This window comes from Zunongwangia mangrovi, assembly GCF_900112105.1.
Taxonomy (GTDB): domain Bacteria; phylum Bacteroidota; class Bacteroidia; order Flavobacteriales; family Flavobacteriaceae; genus Zunongwangia; species Zunongwangia mangrovi.
Genome location: NZ_FOKV01000005.1, coordinates 1 through 15,137 on the forward strand (window position 1 = coordinate 1; position 15,137 = coordinate 15,137).

At 35.4% G+C, this 15,137-nt stretch carries 16 protein-coding genes; 12 read left to right on the top strand and 4 right to left on the bottom strand.

What is annotated here, in order from left to right:
- The first annotated feature begins 876 nt into the window (after positions 1-876).
- The 4 genes from thrS to rplT all read left to right on the top strand — a co-directional run bounded on the left by thrS (position 877) and on the right by rplT (position 4,096).
- The gene (gene thrS, locus BM201_RS11745) at positions 877-2,823 is read left to right on the top strand and encodes a threonine--tRNA ligase (RefSeq protein WP_092542887.1); all 1,947 of its coding nucleotides are present in this window, start codon (positions 877-879) and stop codon (positions 2,821-2,823) included.
- A gap of 22 nt (positions 2,824-2,845) precedes the next feature.
- Positions 2,846-3,403 (top strand): translation initiation factor IF-3, encoded by a 558-nt coding sequence (gene infC / locus BM201_RS11750; protein ID WP_092542889.1) that lies wholly within the window; start codon positions 2,846-2,848, stop codon positions 3,401-3,403.
- A 37-nt stretch (positions 3,404-3,440) separates the two neighbouring features.
- A complete protein-coding gene (gene rpmI, locus BM201_RS11755) occupies positions 3,441-3,638 on the top strand; it encodes a 50S ribosomal protein L35 (protein ID WP_041579045.1) in 198 nt (65 codons plus the stop codon).
- A gap of 113 nt (positions 3,639-3,751) precedes the next feature.
- Positions 3,752-4,096, top strand: a complete 345-nt coding sequence (gene rplT / locus BM201_RS11760) for a 50S ribosomal protein L20 (RefSeq protein ID WP_013073011.1) — start codon at positions 3,752-3,754, stop codon at positions 4,094-4,096.
- A 466-nt stretch (positions 4,097-4,562) separates the two neighbouring features.
- On the opposite strand, the gene BM201_RS11765 is transcribed toward rplT, so the two are convergent.
- From BM201_RS11765 to BM201_RS11780, 4 genes are all read right to left on the bottom strand, one after another.
- Complete coding sequence (locus tag BM201_RS11765) at positions 4,563-5,255, bottom strand: outer membrane beta-barrel protein (RefSeq protein WP_092542892.1); 693 nt, start codon at positions 5,253-5,255, stop codon at positions 4,563-4,565.
- A 326-nt stretch (positions 5,256-5,581) separates the two neighbouring features.
- Complete coding sequence (locus tag BM201_RS11770) at positions 5,582-6,829, bottom strand: S8 family peptidase (protein WP_217643062.1); 1,248 nt, start codon at positions 6,827-6,829, stop codon at positions 5,582-5,584.
- Positions 6,830-7,119: 290 nt separating this feature from the next.
- Entirely contained in the window at positions 7,120-7,512 is a 393-nt protein-coding gene (locus tag BM201_RS11775) for a rhodanese-like domain-containing protein (protein WP_092542896.1), read from the bottom strand.
- Complete coding sequence (locus BM201_RS11780) at positions 7,512-7,826, bottom strand: rhodanese-like domain-containing protein (RefSeq protein WP_175487031.1); 315 nt, start codon at positions 7,824-7,826, stop codon at positions 7,512-7,514. Before BM201_RS11780 ends, BM201_RS11775 begins: the two co-directional genes overlap by 1 nt.
- A gap of 153 nt (positions 7,827-7,979) precedes the next feature.
- On the opposite strand from BM201_RS11780, the gene BM201_RS11785 reads away from it, so the two are divergent.
- The 8 genes from BM201_RS11785 to BM201_RS11820 all read left to right on the top strand — a co-directional run bounded on the left by BM201_RS11785 (position 7,980) and on the right by BM201_RS11820 (position 14,997).
- Positions 7,980-8,429 (top strand): MarR family winged helix-turn-helix transcriptional regulator, encoded by a 450-nt coding sequence (locus BM201_RS11785; protein ID WP_092542900.1) that lies wholly within the window; start codon positions 7,980-7,982, stop codon positions 8,427-8,429.
- 15 nt (positions 8,430-8,444) lie between these two features.
- Positions 8,445-9,077: an NAD(P)H-dependent oxidoreductase gene (locus tag BM201_RS11790; protein WP_092542902.1), complete on the top strand. Its 633-nt coding sequence runs from the start codon at positions 8,445-8,447 to the stop codon at positions 9,075-9,077.
- 21 nt (positions 9,078-9,098) lie between these two features.
- Positions 9,099-9,668: a YceI family protein gene (locus BM201_RS11795; RefSeq protein WP_092542904.1), complete on the top strand. Its 570-nt coding sequence runs from the start codon at positions 9,099-9,101 to the stop codon at positions 9,666-9,668.
- Positions 9,669-9,918: 250 nt separating this feature from the next.
- The gene (locus BM201_RS11800) at positions 9,919-11,316 is read left to right on the top strand and encodes an anthranilate synthase component I family protein (protein WP_084841458.1); all 1,398 of its coding nucleotides are present in this window, start codon (positions 9,919-9,921) and stop codon (positions 11,314-11,316) included.
- Positions 11,317-11,507: 191 nt separating this feature from the next.
- Complete coding sequence (locus tag BM201_RS11805; RefSeq protein ID WP_092542906.1) at positions 11,508-12,119, top strand: anthranilate synthase component II; 612 nt, start codon at positions 11,508-11,510, stop codon at positions 12,117-12,119.
- Positions 12,120-12,173: 54 nt separating this feature from the next.
- Positions 12,174-13,166, top strand: coding sequence for an anthranilate phosphoribosyltransferase (gene trpD, locus BM201_RS11810; protein ID WP_092542908.1), 993 nt, complete (start codon positions 12,174-12,176; stop codon positions 13,164-13,166).
- A 5-nt stretch (positions 13,167-13,171) separates the two neighbouring features.
- Positions 13,172-13,954 carry an indole-3-glycerol phosphate synthase TrpC gene (gene trpC, locus BM201_RS11815; RefSeq protein WP_092542910.1) on the top strand — a complete coding sequence of 261 codons (783 nt, stop codon included), beginning with the start codon at positions 13,172-13,174 and terminating at the stop codon, positions 13,952-13,954.
- Positions 13,955-14,349: 395 nt separating this feature from the next.
- A complete protein-coding gene (locus BM201_RS11820; RefSeq protein WP_245758629.1) occupies positions 14,350-14,997 on the top strand; it encodes a phosphoribosylanthranilate isomerase in 648 nt (215 codons plus the stop codon).
- The last annotated feature ends 140 nt before the right edge of the window (positions 14,998-15,137 follow it).

The following is a 15,137-nucleotide window of genomic DNA, read 5'->3' on the forward strand; positions in this document are numbered from 1 at the left end:
AAATTAGTATCGTCTAGTCAATTCAATATGTCAATGAACTTATTCAAAAGTCCGGATCTAATTAAAGATCCTTTCGTTGAAATCTAAGGAATCGAACCTTATTATAAACCCCAGTCGGTATTTCTGTTCTTCCAAAATTTTAAGAGCATTTTAGCTTTCTCTCAAAGCGGCTGCAAATATACAACTACTTTTAAAACTCACAAGAAAAATTTAAAAATATTTTTTTTACTTTTTCCTTACTCAAAACCTCCAAAGAACCTCGCCGTTAAAGCGGCTGCAAATATACAACTCTTTTTCTTTAACCAGCAAAACTTTTTTAAAGTTTTTTTTAAAGCTAATTTTCAGTAAAAACTCAATGAACTCCTACCCTAACTTCACAATATTACTCCGTTAGCGGGACGCAAAGATACCGGCTTTTTTAATTACAAACCAAATCTTTTTTTAAGTTTTTTTTCGCTCCTAAATATCCTAGAACCTCAATGAACTTCCGCTTTTTTAACACCACCACAGCGGCTAAGCGGGTGCAAATATATATCCTAATTTCGATTTGGCAACACAAAAATCAACAAATTTTAAAATTAATTTAATATTAAAACCTAAACAACTAAAAAACAATCAATTGAAAATAAAATTAAAAGGCGTTAGGGATAGAAACGGCATCCTTGGCGCTTGTCTTCGTCTTAAACCATGAATTTCTTAGCGAAATTACACTCACTTATAAAACTCTTCTAAGAAAAACCGCCAAGATATAGTGGATAGCCCGGTCACTATATAATTATATAGTGAAACGCCCATAAAATACTAAAAGCTTGTATTGCGCAAACAAGTACAACCTATTATCTTTGCCCACTATAATAACGACTATAATATATAGACATGATAAAGGTAACATTGCCTGATGGCAGTATTAAGGAATTTGAACAGGGCTCTACTCCTATGGATGTGGCACAAAGTATTAGTGCCGGGCTTGCAAGAAATGTAATTTCAGCAAAATATAATGACACCATTGTAGAAACATCCACTCCTTTAACAACAGATGGTAATCTTACCTTATATACATGGAATGATGATGAAGGTAAACAAGCTTTTTGGCATTCTACTTCTCATGTTATGGCACAAGCCATTCAGGATTTATATCCAGGCGCCAAATTAACTATTGGCCCTTCTATAGAAAATGGATTTTATTACGATGTAGATTTTGGTGAACAGAAAATTTCTGAAAGTGATTTCCAAAAGATCGAAAATCGCATGCTAGAAATTGCCAGAGGAAAGCATGACTTTAAAATGCGTTCAGTAACTAAAGAGGAAGCTCTTGATTACTATAAAAAAATCGATAACCCATTTAAGGTTGAATTAATCGAAAATCTTGAAGATGGAACAATCACTTTTTGTGATCATGACACATTTACCGATCTATGTCGTGGCGGGCATATTCCAAACACCGGAATAATTAAGGCTGTAAAATTAATGAATGTTGCCGGAGCATATTGGCGAGGCAATGAAAATAATCCACAGCTTACCCGTGTTTATGGTACAAGTTTCCCCAAACAAAAAGAACTTAAGGAATACCTAGAACTTCTTGAAGAAGCTAAAAAGAGAGATCACAGAAAGCTTGGTAAAGAATTAGAACTTTTTACTTTTTCTCAAAAAGTTGGACAAGGTTTACCATTATGGCTTCCAAAAGGAGCTGCTTTAAGAGAACGCCTGGAAAACTTCCTTAAAAAAGCACAGAAAAAAGCAGGATATGAGATGGTTGTAAGCCCTCATATAGGAAATAAGGAATTATATGTAACCTCTGGTCACTATGCTAAATATGGAGAAGACAGTTTTCAACCCATTAAAACTCCGCACGAAGGTGAAGAGTTTCTTTTAAAACCCATGAACTGCCCTCACCATTGTGAAATGTATAATTCACAATCATGGAGTTACCGTGATCTACCAAAACGTTTTGCTGAATTTGGTACGGTTTATCGCTATGAACAAAGTGGAGAATTACATGGGTTAACCCGTGTTAGAGGTTTTACACAAGATGACGCTCATATATTTTGCACCCCTGAACAGTTAGATGAAGAATTTAAAAAAGTAATCGACCTTACCTTATATGTATTCGACAGTTTAGGTTTTGAAAATTTTACCGCACAGGTTTCATTACGCGACCCAGAGAATAAGGAAAAATATATTGGTAGTGACGATGTTTGGGAAAAAGCGGAAAATGCTATTATTAATGCCGCTAAAGAAAAAGGCCTTAATTATATCATAGAAACCGGTGAAGCGGCGTTTTATGGGCCAAAGTTAGATTTTATGGTAAAGGACGCGCTTGGCAGAAGCTGGCAACTTGGCACCATTCAGGTAGATTATAATTTACCTGAACGATTTGACCTGACATATAAGGGAAGTGATAATGAATCACATCGCCCGGTTATGATTCACAGGGCTCCATTTGGAAGTATGGAAAGATTTATTGCCATCCTTCTAGAGCACACCGGAGGAAACTTCCCGCTATGGTTAATGCCTGAACAAGCTATCATACTCTCTCTCAGCGAGAAATATGAAAAATATAGTCAAAAAGTTTTAAGTTTATTAGAAAATCACGAAATTCGCGGCGTACTAGACAACAGAAACGAAACCATCGGAAAAAAGATAAGAGAAGCTGAAGTTAAAAAGTTTCCTTATATGTTGATTGTTGGAGAACAAGAAGCAAAAGATGGTACGATTTCTGTACGAAAACATGGCGAGGGAGATATTGGTACAATGCCAGTAGAAGAATTCGCTCAAATTATTAATAACGAAATTGGAAAAACGCTAAAAGCGTTTGAAGTTTAACTAAAATACTGAAGCCATAGCAATACGAAGAAAAAAATCGAGACAACAAAGAGTAACTCGTAAAGAAGATCAACACAGAATTAACCAGAAAATTAGGGCTAAGGAAGTGCGCCTTGTAGGTGACAATGTCGAAATGGATGTTTACCCTATCGAGAAAGCTTTAGCAATTGCTGAAGATCTAGGACTTGACTTAGTAGAAATTTCTCCAAATGCCAAACCACCTGTGGTAAAGGCAATGGATTATAAGAAATTCCTTTACGAACAGAAAAAACGTGAAAAGGCCATGAAGGCCAAAGCTAGTAAAGTTGTCGTTAAGGAAATTCGTTTTGGGCCTAATACAGATGACCATGATTACGAGTTCAAGAAAAGAAATGCTGAAAAATTCCTAAAAGATGGAGCAAAGTTAAAAGCATTCGTATTCTTTAAAGGTCGTTCTATAGTGTTTAAGGATAAGGGAGAGATTCTTTTGTTACGTCTAGCAACAGATTTAGAAGAGTTTGGAAAAGTAGAACAAATGCCAAAGCTTGAAGGTAAGCGAATGACAATGTTCATGGCACCTACGACCTCCAAGAAAAAATAAAAGACTAAGAGAGTTTTAATTATAAAAGAAGGATAGCATGCCTAAAATGAAAACAAAATCTAGTGCGAAAAAGCGTTTTAAGCTTACAGGTACTGGAAAAATTAAAAGAAAGCACGCGTTTAAAAGTCACATCTTAACAAAGAAGTCTAAAAAACGTAAGCTTGCGTTGACGCACAGTACATTAGTATCTGATGCTGACACCAATAATGTTAAACTTCAATTACGTTTAAAGTAATCTGAAGATTAACGGTTTTAACCATTTATAAACCCTGGAGTTGGGCAAATTAAAATGTAATTTTTAGTTTAAAAGTATCGATTTTCGATCGCCTGCTACAAAATTTTAAAATTATGCCAAGATCAGTAAATTCTGTTGCGAAGAGAGCTAGAAGAAAAAAAGTTCTTAAGCAAGCAAAAGGCTACTTTGGAAGACGTAAAAACGTTTGGACAGTAGCAAAAAATGCAGTTGAAAAAGCTATGCTTTACTCTTATAGAGATCGCAAAGCTAAAAAACGTAATTTCCGTTCATTATGGATTATGCGTATTAACGCTGCTGCTCGTCAACAAGGAATGTCTTATTCGCAATTTATGGGAAAAGTAAAAGCTAACGAAATTGGATTAAACCGTAAGGTTTTAGCTGATTTAGCGATGAACCACCCAGAAGCGTTTAAAGCAATTGTTGATAAAGTAAAATAAATAAAAACAATTATTACTCTCTTATATAGAAACCGGTTTCAAATGAAACCGGTTTTTTTATGCTTCCATATGTTATACAAAGAATCGTGAATTCTATTATTAGTAGATAGATCTCTCTAAAATTGATCTATAGATCATCGAATATAAGCTTTCAATAACTACTTTTTTTGAAACACTATTCAAAATTACCATTTACCCACACATCTCTTCAGTTCGACTTCAGTAAAACGATACTTCATCTAAATTGCTGCAAAAAGCGAAGTTTCATCTCTATTTTTGTACTATAGAATATTACAGATTAGTGGTTAGGTGATAAAAAAGCAGTAGCGGAATTGTTTTTATTGGTGGTTTTTTTAGATATATTTTCATTTATATGCTACTGCTTTTTACTTATATCCTTAAAATATAAAAGCTCCTTTTGTAGGAGCTTTTTTTACTTTAAATTCAACAAAAATGCGTATCGATTTTATCTAAAATAACAACCTCTTTTTCTTTTTGATTTTTTTGGCCTGTATTTAGAATCAAAAAGTCCAACAGAAGCACTAATCATTAGTTGATTGATTCTACGATTTGTAAATGTTGCTGGGCCAATCCCATTAGAAGTATAATCCATAGTAATTGAAAACTCTTCATTTGACTCCAAATTATACTCATACCTTACATCAAGTTCAAATCTTCCTAAATGTGCTTTTATCCCAGCATTTAATGCAACATAAAAATCATCTATGGGTATTTCTCCGTTATTTGCCAATTCATCCTCTAATGTCGCATTACCATTATTAATACTAAGTCCGGGCCCCAAATAAATGTCGAAAGGTCCATAAATATGATATCCACCTAGTACAGGTACACTAATTTTATCAATGCTATAAGCGGACGGCCGGCGATCAAATTGAAATTCTGTTTGAATTCTATTATATAAGCCTTCAGCTCTTAAAAAAAATTGTTTCATTTCTAATTGCATAAAAATCCCGCCATGAAAGCCTTCTTTGTATATTGAAGTGTGTACTCGACCAGGATAAGCCTGATGAGGATCACCTACAATTTCTCCTCCATGACCTATGCTAACACCAGCCTTTAGACCGACCGTATAATCTTGGGAAAATGCACTGAAACTGAAAAGTAAACTAAATATGAAAAGAGTAATATTTTTTTTCATTAACTAATAAGTTTAGGGAAAAGTTAATGGGGTAAATATATTAATTCTGAGATAAACTCATTATATTTTTTCAAGATTGAAAAAAAACTTAAAAAACTAAGTAGAACACTGATAAACAAATAGATAGAACTAAAATCAATACTGCACATAAAATTCGTAAACTTTAATTACTTATCGCAAAAAGGTATAAATCATCTTATTTACAGAGTTTTAGTTTAATTACTTAAAATTATGCTGAATTGTTAGCTAGATATGAAAAATAAGACAAACTAAAAACGGCACCGAAAAATAGTGCCGTTTTTTGCTAATCCTATTAACTAATTAAATTAATGCACGATTATCGCATCACTTGTTCCATCTGGATCTCCAGAAACAGTCCCGTCTGTAGAAGGGTTTCCTAGTAAAAGAACTCCGGCAGCATGTGGAGAAGCCATAGAGGTACCACTAATCGTGTTATATCCTCCGCTTTTCCACGTACTTTTTATTCCTACTCCAGGTGCTACGTAATCTACTGGTGGATTTCCGTAGTTAGAGAAGTAAGCCCATGAATCATTACTATCCATAGCCGAGATTGTATAAATATTACTTCCGTTTACTCTGGCTGGAGAATGACTATTCGCATCGTCACTTTCGTTCCCTGCAGCTAGTACAAATTTAATCCCCTGCTGAGAAGCTGCTAACACTGCATCATCTAAAGCCTGAGAAATTGGTCCCCCAAGACTCATATTAGCAACATCACCATTGGATCCATTTGCTGCAACAAAGTCTACACCAGCTATAACACCAGAGTAAGAACCGCTACCTCTACTATCTAATACCTTAACTGGTATCACTGTCGCACCAGGAGCAACACCAATTACTCCTACATTATTATTTAGTGCGCCAATTGTTCCGGCTACGTGAGTACCGTGACCATTACCATCGTCTAAAGACTTTCCGTCTTTACCACTCGTAAATGCATTGAATCCTCTGGAACTATCAACATAAAGATCTTCATGATCTAAATCGATACCAGTATCTATCACCCATGCCACAGCAGAACCAGAATAAGATGAAACTCCATTCACCCTAGCGATACCATAAGGCGTCTCCTGTGAGGAACTACCTCCGCCATCACCATCTCCCGGATCTTCGCTACAAGGAACTCCATTTGGTGTCCCACATGGTGGCGCAAAGATCACAATCTTATCTTCTTCAATATAGTCTACATCTCCTCTACCCTGAAGTCTGGACACCTGATCTGCACTTAACTTGATCGCAGCACCTTTAATAGTTTTACTAAAAGTTGAAATGACTTCAGCATCTTTTACGCCAGATTCCTGAAACATTCTTTTAGTCATCGCTTTCATTGCTTCCTGCGCTTTTCCATAATCAGAAGTCTCACCTATAGCCTGCTTAGCCACATCTTCTTTATAGACAACAATGTATTGCCCCTTAATTGCAGAAGCTTCTGCTGGAGCGGCTAATTGCTCTTCGGTAATAATCTCATTAGTTTCTTTGTCATTTGCACAAGAGGCTAACAAAGCTGCAAAGCTTAATCCTGCAGCTAAAGCACGTGTAGTTTTTAACATCATTATGTTTAGTTTATAAAATGGTTAATTTTCTTCCAAATTATAATTTTATCGATACAATGCAACATCGCGAAGATCCAAAAATAGAACTTACATAGGTATTTTCTTACAATAAAAGCAACGAAAACGATCACAAACTAAGTATTTATAAGCGTTTGTATAAAAAACTTATAGCGTTGATTTTATTTTAACATAAAATGTTAATTTTAGATGCGTTCAATTGCTAAAACGTATTATTTTAAACAAAAAAACGCAGATTTCTCTGCGGTTTTTTCAAATATCTTACTAATATATTACTTATAGACTTCTCCTCCTACTAGTATCCAGTTTTCTATTCCGCCTTCAAGTTCGTAAACTTCCTCAAAGCCATCTTCCTTTAAAATCTCGATAGCTTTTTTCGTATTCTCCTTATTTTTACCATAAATAACTACAGGTTTATCTTTCGCAAGAGTATCAAAAAACAAAGAGTTATCATTGTTCTCACTCAAAATGATATTTTTAGCCTTAAAGAGATGTGCATCATCAAACTCTCTTGCAGATCGTACATCCAAAACCTGGATATCATCTTTCTCCATACGATCTAGCATCTCTTCAGGAGAAATCATTTCAATCTCGCTAGCTTCTACTTTCTTACAGCTTTGTAAGGATAGCAGTAATAGTGGAACTATTAGAAAGATCTTTTTCATTAGTCTTCTGTGATATCGCCTTCCCAGTTCATAAATCCACCTTCAAGGTTATACGTATTCGAAAAACCAAGTTGATCTAGTATCGAACATGCCTGGGCGCTTCGCTTTCCAGATCTACAGTAGATATAATAATTTTTATCCTTATCAAGCTTTTCTACTTCATCGATAAATCCCTGCCCTTTATATATGTCTATATTTTTAGAATTAGGTATATATCCCTCTTCTACTTCCTCTTCAGTTCTAACATCAAGAATAGCAGCATTCTCATCTTTACTAAGCTGCTCTCTCCATTCTTCCTGTTCAAGTTCTTTCATTATTTTGTAGATTTTATATTAAGCAATGTAAAGATACACTTCTAAACCAACTGCCATCCTTTAGCTAGTAAACAAGTGTATTTTTTTAACATTTATTTAGTAATTAACTAACAAAGCTAACTTATATTTGTACATACAAATGTTGTAGAAACAATGAAAACTGAGGAGTTATTAAAAACAGATCATCTTAAAGATACCAAAAAATTGGTTATCAACATTATGCTGTGTGCTGGAAAAGCTACAACTATGATGAATGATGCACTTAAACCCTACGACATTTCGATGCAACAATTTAATGTATTACGCATACTAAGAGGGCAAAAGGGGAAACCTGCAAACCTCAGCACCATTCAAGATAGGATGGTGAATAAAATGAGTAATACCACCCGATTAGTTGACAAACTGATCAAAAAAAATCTAGTTGATAGATGTATTTGCGAAGAAAACCGTAGAAAAGTAGAGATCATTATTACCGAAGATGGTTTAAAACTTTTAGATATTCTTGATCCTATAGTTGACGATTTGGAGAACGATTTTTCTAAACATATTACTACTGAAGAATTAACTAAATTAAACGAGATACTTGAAAAAGTAAGAAACTAATAAAAACCAAGAATTATGAGTTCTATTATTGAAAGTCTTAAATGGAGGTATGCGACTAAAAAATTTGATGCCACCAAAAAAATATCTAAAGAGAATTTAGAAACACTTCTAGAAGGCGTTCAGCTTTCTGCTTCATCTTATGGCTTACAACCTTATCAGATCTTTGTAATTGAAGATTCAGAAATAAGAGAAAAACTAAAATCGGCCGCATGGAATCAAACACAGCTTACAGATGCCTCTCAGGTTGTTGTGTTTGCTAATCATAAAAGCCTGGACGAAGCTTATGTAGACAACTACATTAAAAATATTGCTGAAACCAGAGATATGAAGATAGAAGATTTACAAGGTATGGCAGATATGATTAAAAACTCTACACTGCAAATGCCAGCTGAAATGCAAAATGAATGGGCTCAGAAACAGTGCTATTTAGCTCTTGGCTTCCTACTCAATACAGCAGCCGAGTTAAAAATTGATGTTTGCCCAATGGAAGGTTTCTCTGCAGAAGAATTCGACACCATTTTAGGATTGCAAGAAAAAGGTCTTCACACTGCAGTAATTGCCTGTGTAGGGTATAGAAGCGAAGAAGACAAATACCAGCATGCTGCCAAGGTGCGCAAATCAACAGAGGATTTATTCAACTTTATATAAAATCAAATATTAAAAATTGCTATGAAAAAGAATGTTTTTAAAGGAGCCCTGGCTTCAGTTGTTGTAATTGCAACATTATCATTTACAAGTATTGCTAAAAAAGTAGATGTAAAAGAAAGTAAAGTTACCTGGGTAGGGAAAAAGGTTACAGGCCACCACGAAGGCACTATAGATTTAGAATCTGGTTTCCTTAATGTAGAAGGCGACAAAGTAGTAGGTGGAGAATTTGTTATAGACATGACATCTATTAATGTAACAGATTTAGAAGGCGAAAGTAAAGGAAAATTAGAAGGTCACTTAAAATCTGATGATTTCTTTGGTACTGCTAATCACAAAACTGCTAAACTGGTAATTAATACTGCTTCTAAAAAATCTAGTAACACTTACGGTGTTGTTGCAGATCTTACAATAAAAGGAATTACTAATCCTATAGCATTCGATTTAACTTACGATGGTAAAAGTGCAACTGCAGATTTAACTATCGATCGTACTAAATACGAAGTTCGTTATGGTTCTGGAAGTTTCTTCGATAATTTAGGGGACAATACAATCTATGACGATTTTGAAATCTCTGTAGATTTAAAATTCTAAAAAATCCAACCATTGTAAATTTAATCCCGTAAGCTACCCTACAGATTACGGGATTTATTTTTTAATAAAATGTTTGCTGTTTAAAATTTCATAACTATATTTGAAACAATGAAAAACAGAATTGCAAATACTTGGTGGTGGTCTAACTTACGTTCAAACTTCGTGAGCTAAATTGCCATTGTATAAAAATATATAACTAAAAGGCTTGTCTCACGACAAGCCTTTTTTTGTTTCAAGATGCTTTAAAATTATGTACACATTAAAAACCAACTACAAAAAACTCTTAGCAGATACTATTACTCCGGTTAGTGTTTATTTAAAAGTAAGGGATAAATATCCAAATAGCCTTTTATTAGAAAGTAGTGATTATCACGCCAATAAAAATAGTTTTTCGTATATCTGCTGTAATCCCATTGCTTCAATAAAAGTTCAAAACGAAGAAATTACTGAAGAATTTCCAGATGGTACTTCAAAAACAACCAAAATCACTCCTGAAGTTAATCTTCCGGAGAAAATTCAGGATTTTGGAAAGTTGTTCGATACCCAGGAATCTGACTTCAAATTTATCAACAACGGCCTTTTTGGTTACATTTCTTACGATGGTGTACGCTATTTTGAAGACATCGAGATCACCAAGAAAAAAGGCGATCTAGAATTACCAGACATGTACTACGCGGTGTATCAAAACATCATCGCGATAAATCATTTCAATAATCAGGCGTTTATTTTTAACCACTCCTATAGTGATGATAATAAGATCGAAGAGATTGAACAGCTTATTAGCGTTAAGAATTTTGCCACATACGATTTCCACCGCCAGGGCGAAACCGAAAGTAATCTAACCGACGAAGAATTTATCGAACAGGTGAAATTCGGAAAAAAACATTGCTATCGTGGCGACGTTTTCCAAATCGTGCTTTCCAGACGCTTTTCTCAAAAATTTAAAGGCGACGAATTTAATGTGTACCGCGCTTTACGAAGTATCAATCCTTCTCCATATCTTTTCTATTTCGACTACGGAAACTTTAAAATATTTGGTAGCTCGCCTGAAGCACAATTAGTAGTAGACGAAGGTCAGGCCGAAATTCATCCAATTGCCGGAACTTTTAAACGTACCGGAAACGACGAAAAAGACGCCGAAATTGCCAAACAACTTAGCGCCGATGAGAAAGAAAATGCCGAGCACGTGATGTTGGTAGACCTTGCCCGTAACGATCTAAGCCGTAACGGAAGCAATGTAAAAGTAGAAACCTATCGCGAAATTCAGTTTTTCTCGCATGTAATTCACCTGGTAAGTAAAGTTACCGGGACCAAAAATCCAGACACGCCAACCATGCAGGTGGTGGCAGATACTTTCCCGGCAGGGACGTTGAGTGGTGCGCCGAAACACAGCGCTATGAAACTTATCGAAGAATGTGAAAATGTAAACCGCGACGCTTACGGTGGTGCGATTGGTTTTATGGATTTTCACGGCAACTTCAACCACGCGATCATCATTCGATCTTTTGTGAGTAAAAATCATCAATTGCATTACCAGGCCGGTGCCGGTGTGGTTTCAGAATCTAAAGACGAGAACGAGCTTCAGGAAGTTTACAACAAACTTGGAGCCTTAACCAAAGCATTAGAGATTGCTGAAGATATAAAATAATGGCGTTACCACCCTAAGGGGCGGTCGGGCTTTCGGTAGTCGCTTTTTTAAATGTTACTCATTTAAAAAGAGCTCCAACAATACCTCAATCCCTAACGCAAATAGAACTATAAACTCCGGAAAAACCGAAGAGTTCGAAAAACGAAAATAGAATTAAAACATCGGGAGAAATCTTCCGAATAATAAAGAAGATGAAAAAAGTATTAGTTATAGATAATTACGATTCGTTTGTGTATAACCTGGTACATTACCTGGAAGATCTGGATTGCCAGGTAACGGTAAGAAGAAACGATCAACTGGATATCGATTTTGTACAAAATTTCGATAAAATTTTATTGTCTCCAGGCCCGGGAATTCCATCTGAAGCCGGATTATTAAAACCTATCATAGAAAAATATGGCGCTACCAAAAGTATTTTTGGTGTTTGTCTTGGCCAGCAAGCCATTGGGGAAGTCTACGGTGGCACACTTGGTAACTTAGAATCTGTTTATCACGGCGTTGCTACAGATATCGATATTGTAGTAAATGACGAACTTTTATTTGCAGGTTTAGACAACAAAATAAAAGTAGGTCGCTATCATTCCTGGGTGGTTTTAAAAGAATTACCCGATGCTTTAGAAGCTACTTCTTTTGATGATAAAGGACAAATTATGTCTCTTAGACATCGAGAATTTGATGTTCGCGGTGTACAATTTCACCCAGAATCGGTTTTAACTCCAGAGGGGAAAAAAATGATCGAAAACTGGGTAAACTCAGATTTCAATAAAGAAACTTCAGAAAAACCGGCAGCAAACCAGGCATAGAATTTTCAAAACCTATAAATTTAGATTCGGTTTAACCGATTCATTCTTAATAAAATGAAAGAATTACTAAACAGGCTTATTAACCACGAAACGATAAGTAAAGCGGAAGCAAAACAAGCCTTATTCAATATTTCTAACGGAGAATATAACGAAAGTCAGATTGCTGCATTTCTTACGGTCTATATGATGCGAAGTGTTACTATTGCCGAGCTTGAAGGTTTTAGAGATGCGCTTTTAGAACTTTGTGTGGCAGTAGATCTTAGCGCTTACGATCCTATCGATCTTTGTGGTACCGGTGGTGATGGTAAAAATACCTTCAATATTTCTACAACCTCGTCTTTTGTCACTGCTGGTGCTGGCGTAAATGTAGCAAAACATGGAAATTACGGAGTATCTTCTGTAAGTGGTAGCTCGAACGCGATGGAACATTTAGGAGTTCGCTTTAGCAACGATCCTGCATTTTTAGAAAAATGTATCGATAAAGCCGGAATTTGTGTTTTGCACGCTCCCCTATTTCACCCGGCCATGAAAAATGTGGCGCCAATTCGAAAAAGCTTAGCGGTAAAAACATTCTTTAATATGTTGGGGCCAATGGTAAATCCGGCTTTTCCAAAAAATCAGTTGGTTGGGGTTTTCAATTTAGAACTGGCAAGAATGTATGGTTATTTATATCAAAATACCGATAAGAACTTTAGTATTCTTCATGCTTTAGATGGTTATGACGAAATTTCCTTAACCAGCGATACTAAAGTAATTTCCAATGAAACTGAAAGTATGCTGAAACCGGCCGACTTCGGAGTTCGAAAATTAGAGCAGAAAGAAATCTACGGCGGTGGAACAATAGAGAATTCAGCAATGATTCTGGTAAATATTCTTCGAGGTGAAGGAACCGAAGCTCAGGAAAATGTGGTTTGTGCAAACGCCGGTATGGCAATTGCGACCGCTAAAAACTTAAGCGTAAAAGAAGGATTTTCAGCAGCAAAAGAATCTATAAAGTCTGGAAAAGCATTAGAGGCATTAAAAAAATTACAGGATTTAAGCGAATAAGATCTATGAACATTCTTGATAAAATAATTGCAGATAAACATAAAGAACTGGTTTTAAAAAAACTGGTCGTTCCCGTTTCACAATTGGAAAGTTCAGCCTTATTTGAAAAAACAACCGTTTCTTTAGCCGATGCGCTTAGAAAAAGTAAAAGCGGAATTATCGCAGAACATAAACGTCGCTCTCCTTCAAAATCGGTGATCAATCAAAGTTTAAATGTAGAAGATGTAGCCAAAGGTTACGAAAATGCAGGAGTAAGCGGAATGTCGGTTTTAACCGATGGAAAATATTTCGGGGGATCTTTAGACGATCTATTGTACGCTCGTGCTGCGGTGAAGATGCCCATTCTAAGAAAAGAGTTTATAATCGACGAATATCAGCTACTGGAAGCGAAAGCTCATGGGGCCGATGTAATTTTATTGATCGCTGCAGTTTTAGAACGCGAGCAGATCAAACAATTATCTGAATTTGCCAAGAATCTTGGTTTAGATGTACTTTTAGAAGTGCACAATCAGGAAGAACTGGAAAAATCGATCATGCCGAGTTTAGATATGTTGGGCGTAAATAATAGAAATTTAAAGACTTTTGAAGTCAGCACCCAAACCAGCAAAGACCTTTCGACTAAAATTCCAGATGATTTTGTAAAAGTCAGCGAAAGCGGCATCAGCTCGGTTGAAGCGATAAAAGACCTAAAACAATACGGCTACGAAGGTTTTTTAATTGGAGAAAACTTTATGAAAACCGATAATCCCGGTAAAAGCGCGAAGGAGTTTATTGATGAACTTCTATAGAAAATAGACCGTTTCACTGTTAGAATATAGAGAATAGATGATGTGGTAATTTGAAAATTACTTAAATTTTGAAAGAAAAGTGGCCTATCGAAAATTACTCGTAAAATTGGGAGTGAGAGAAGCGTTATAATTTTGGACTGTTTGAGCCGTAGGCGAGTTTCCAAAATTTAGCTTCCGAACATACAATTTAGAGTCAGTTTCGTAAGCCTAGATTTTCCTGCCCGGCCGGCAGGCGGGTTTGTTTCTTTTTTCATCAATAGAAAAAAGAAAAGTATAAATAGAAAATATCTAATTTGAAATAAAAGTCAAATTTCTTAAAAGAAGCTATCTAAAGATCGAGATAACAAAGTAAAAAAGCTGACAGCTTAAGGCTGATAGCTAAAAGCTAAAAAAACATGAACCTAAAACTCAAAATATGCGGAATGAAGCATCCTGAAAATATTCAGGAGGTCGCTGCATTGCAACCAGATTATATGGGTTTTATTTTCTATGAAAAAACACCACGTTTTTTTGATGCTGAAATCCCTAAGATCTCAGATTCGATAAAAAAGACCGGAGTTTTTGTAAAAGCAGCGATCGCTGAAATTCTTGCTAAAATTAACGAATATAAGCTTGATGCGATTCAGCTTCATGGAGGTGAGTCGGCTGAGTTTTGTGCAAAATTAAAAACTGTTTTAAAAGAAACGAATATCGAGATCATCAAAGTATTTTCAGTAAAATCTGAATTCGATTTTAATCAATTAGCTCCTTTTGAAGATTATGTAGATTATTTTTTATTCGATACCAAAGGCAAACACAAAGGAGGAAATGGAGAAACCTTTGATTGGACTTTATTAAAAGAATATCCTTCAGAAAAACCATTTTTTCTAAGCGGCGGGATCGGGTTAGAACAGCTGGAAGATCTAAAAAAATTCTATGTGTATTTAACCAAAATTGGCAAAGAACATTTGCTTTATGCTGTAGATGTAAACAGTGCTTTCGAAACCGAACCAGGACTTAAGAATACAAAAAAATTAAAACAATTTGTTGACGAGATGATTTGATAATGTGGCAATGTGGTGATTTGAAAATCAAAAAGAGACAAGACTACTTATTTTAAATCTTAAATGAGATTAAACTGACCAATTACCAAAAGCTATAAACCAAAAAAATTGTAAACCGTCAACAGTTAACTATAACTAAA

Bases quoted from the DNA above. Each gene is read 5' to 3' on its own strand.
- rplT (WP_013073011.1), top strand. From the start codon at position 3,752: ATGCCAAGATCAGTAAATTCTGTTGCGAAGAGAGCTAGAAGAAAAAAA.
- trpC (WP_092542910.1), top strand. From the start codon at position 13,172: ATGAACATTCTTGATAAAATAATTGCAGATAAACATAAAGAACTGGTT.
- BM201_RS11780 (WP_175487031.1), bottom strand. From the start codon at position 7,826: ATGAAAGAACTTGAACAGGAAGAATGGAGAGAGCAGCTTAGTAAAGAT.
- BM201_RS11790 (WP_092542902.1), top strand. From the start codon at position 8,445: ATGAGTTCTATTATTGAAAGTCTTAAATGGAGGTATGCGACTAAAAAA.
- BM201_RS11775 (WP_092542896.1), bottom strand. From the start codon at position 7,512: ATGAAAAAGATCTTTCTAATAGTTCCACTATTACTGCTATCCTTACAA.
- rpmI (WP_041579045.1), top strand. From the start codon at position 3,441: ATGCCTAAAATGAAAACAAAATCTAGTGCGAAAAAGCGTTTTAAGCTT.
- trpD (WP_092542908.1), top strand. From the start codon at position 12,174: ATGAAAGAATTACTAAACAGGCTTATTAACCACGAAACGATAAGTAAA.
- BM201_RS11765 (WP_092542892.1), bottom strand. From the start codon at position 5,255: ATGAAAAAAAATATTACTCTTTTCATATTTAGTTTACTTTTCAGTTTC.
- BM201_RS11820 (WP_245758629.1), top strand. From the start codon at position 14,350: ATGAACCTAAAACTCAAAATATGCGGAATGAAGCATCCTGAAAATATT.
- BM201_RS11770 (WP_217643062.1), bottom strand. From the start codon at position 6,829: ATGATGTTAAAAACTACACGTGCTTTAGCTGCAGGATTAAGCTTTGCA.
- BM201_RS11805 (WP_092542906.1), top strand. From the start codon at position 11,508: ATGAAAAAAGTATTAGTTATAGATAATTACGATTCGTTTGTGTATAAC.
- BM201_RS11795 (WP_092542904.1), top strand. From the start codon at position 9,099: ATGAAAAAGAATGTTTTTAAAGGAGCCCTGGCTTCAGTTGTTGTAATT.
- BM201_RS11800 (WP_084841458.1), top strand. From the start codon at position 9,919: ATGTACACATTAAAAACCAACTACAAAAAACTCTTAGCAGATACTATT.
- thrS (WP_092542887.1), top strand. From the start codon at position 877: ATGATAAAGGTAACATTGCCTGATGGCAGTATTAAGGAATTTGAACAG.
- BM201_RS11785 (WP_092542900.1), top strand. From the start codon at position 7,980: ATGAAAACTGAGGAGTTATTAAAAACAGATCATCTTAAAGATACCAAA.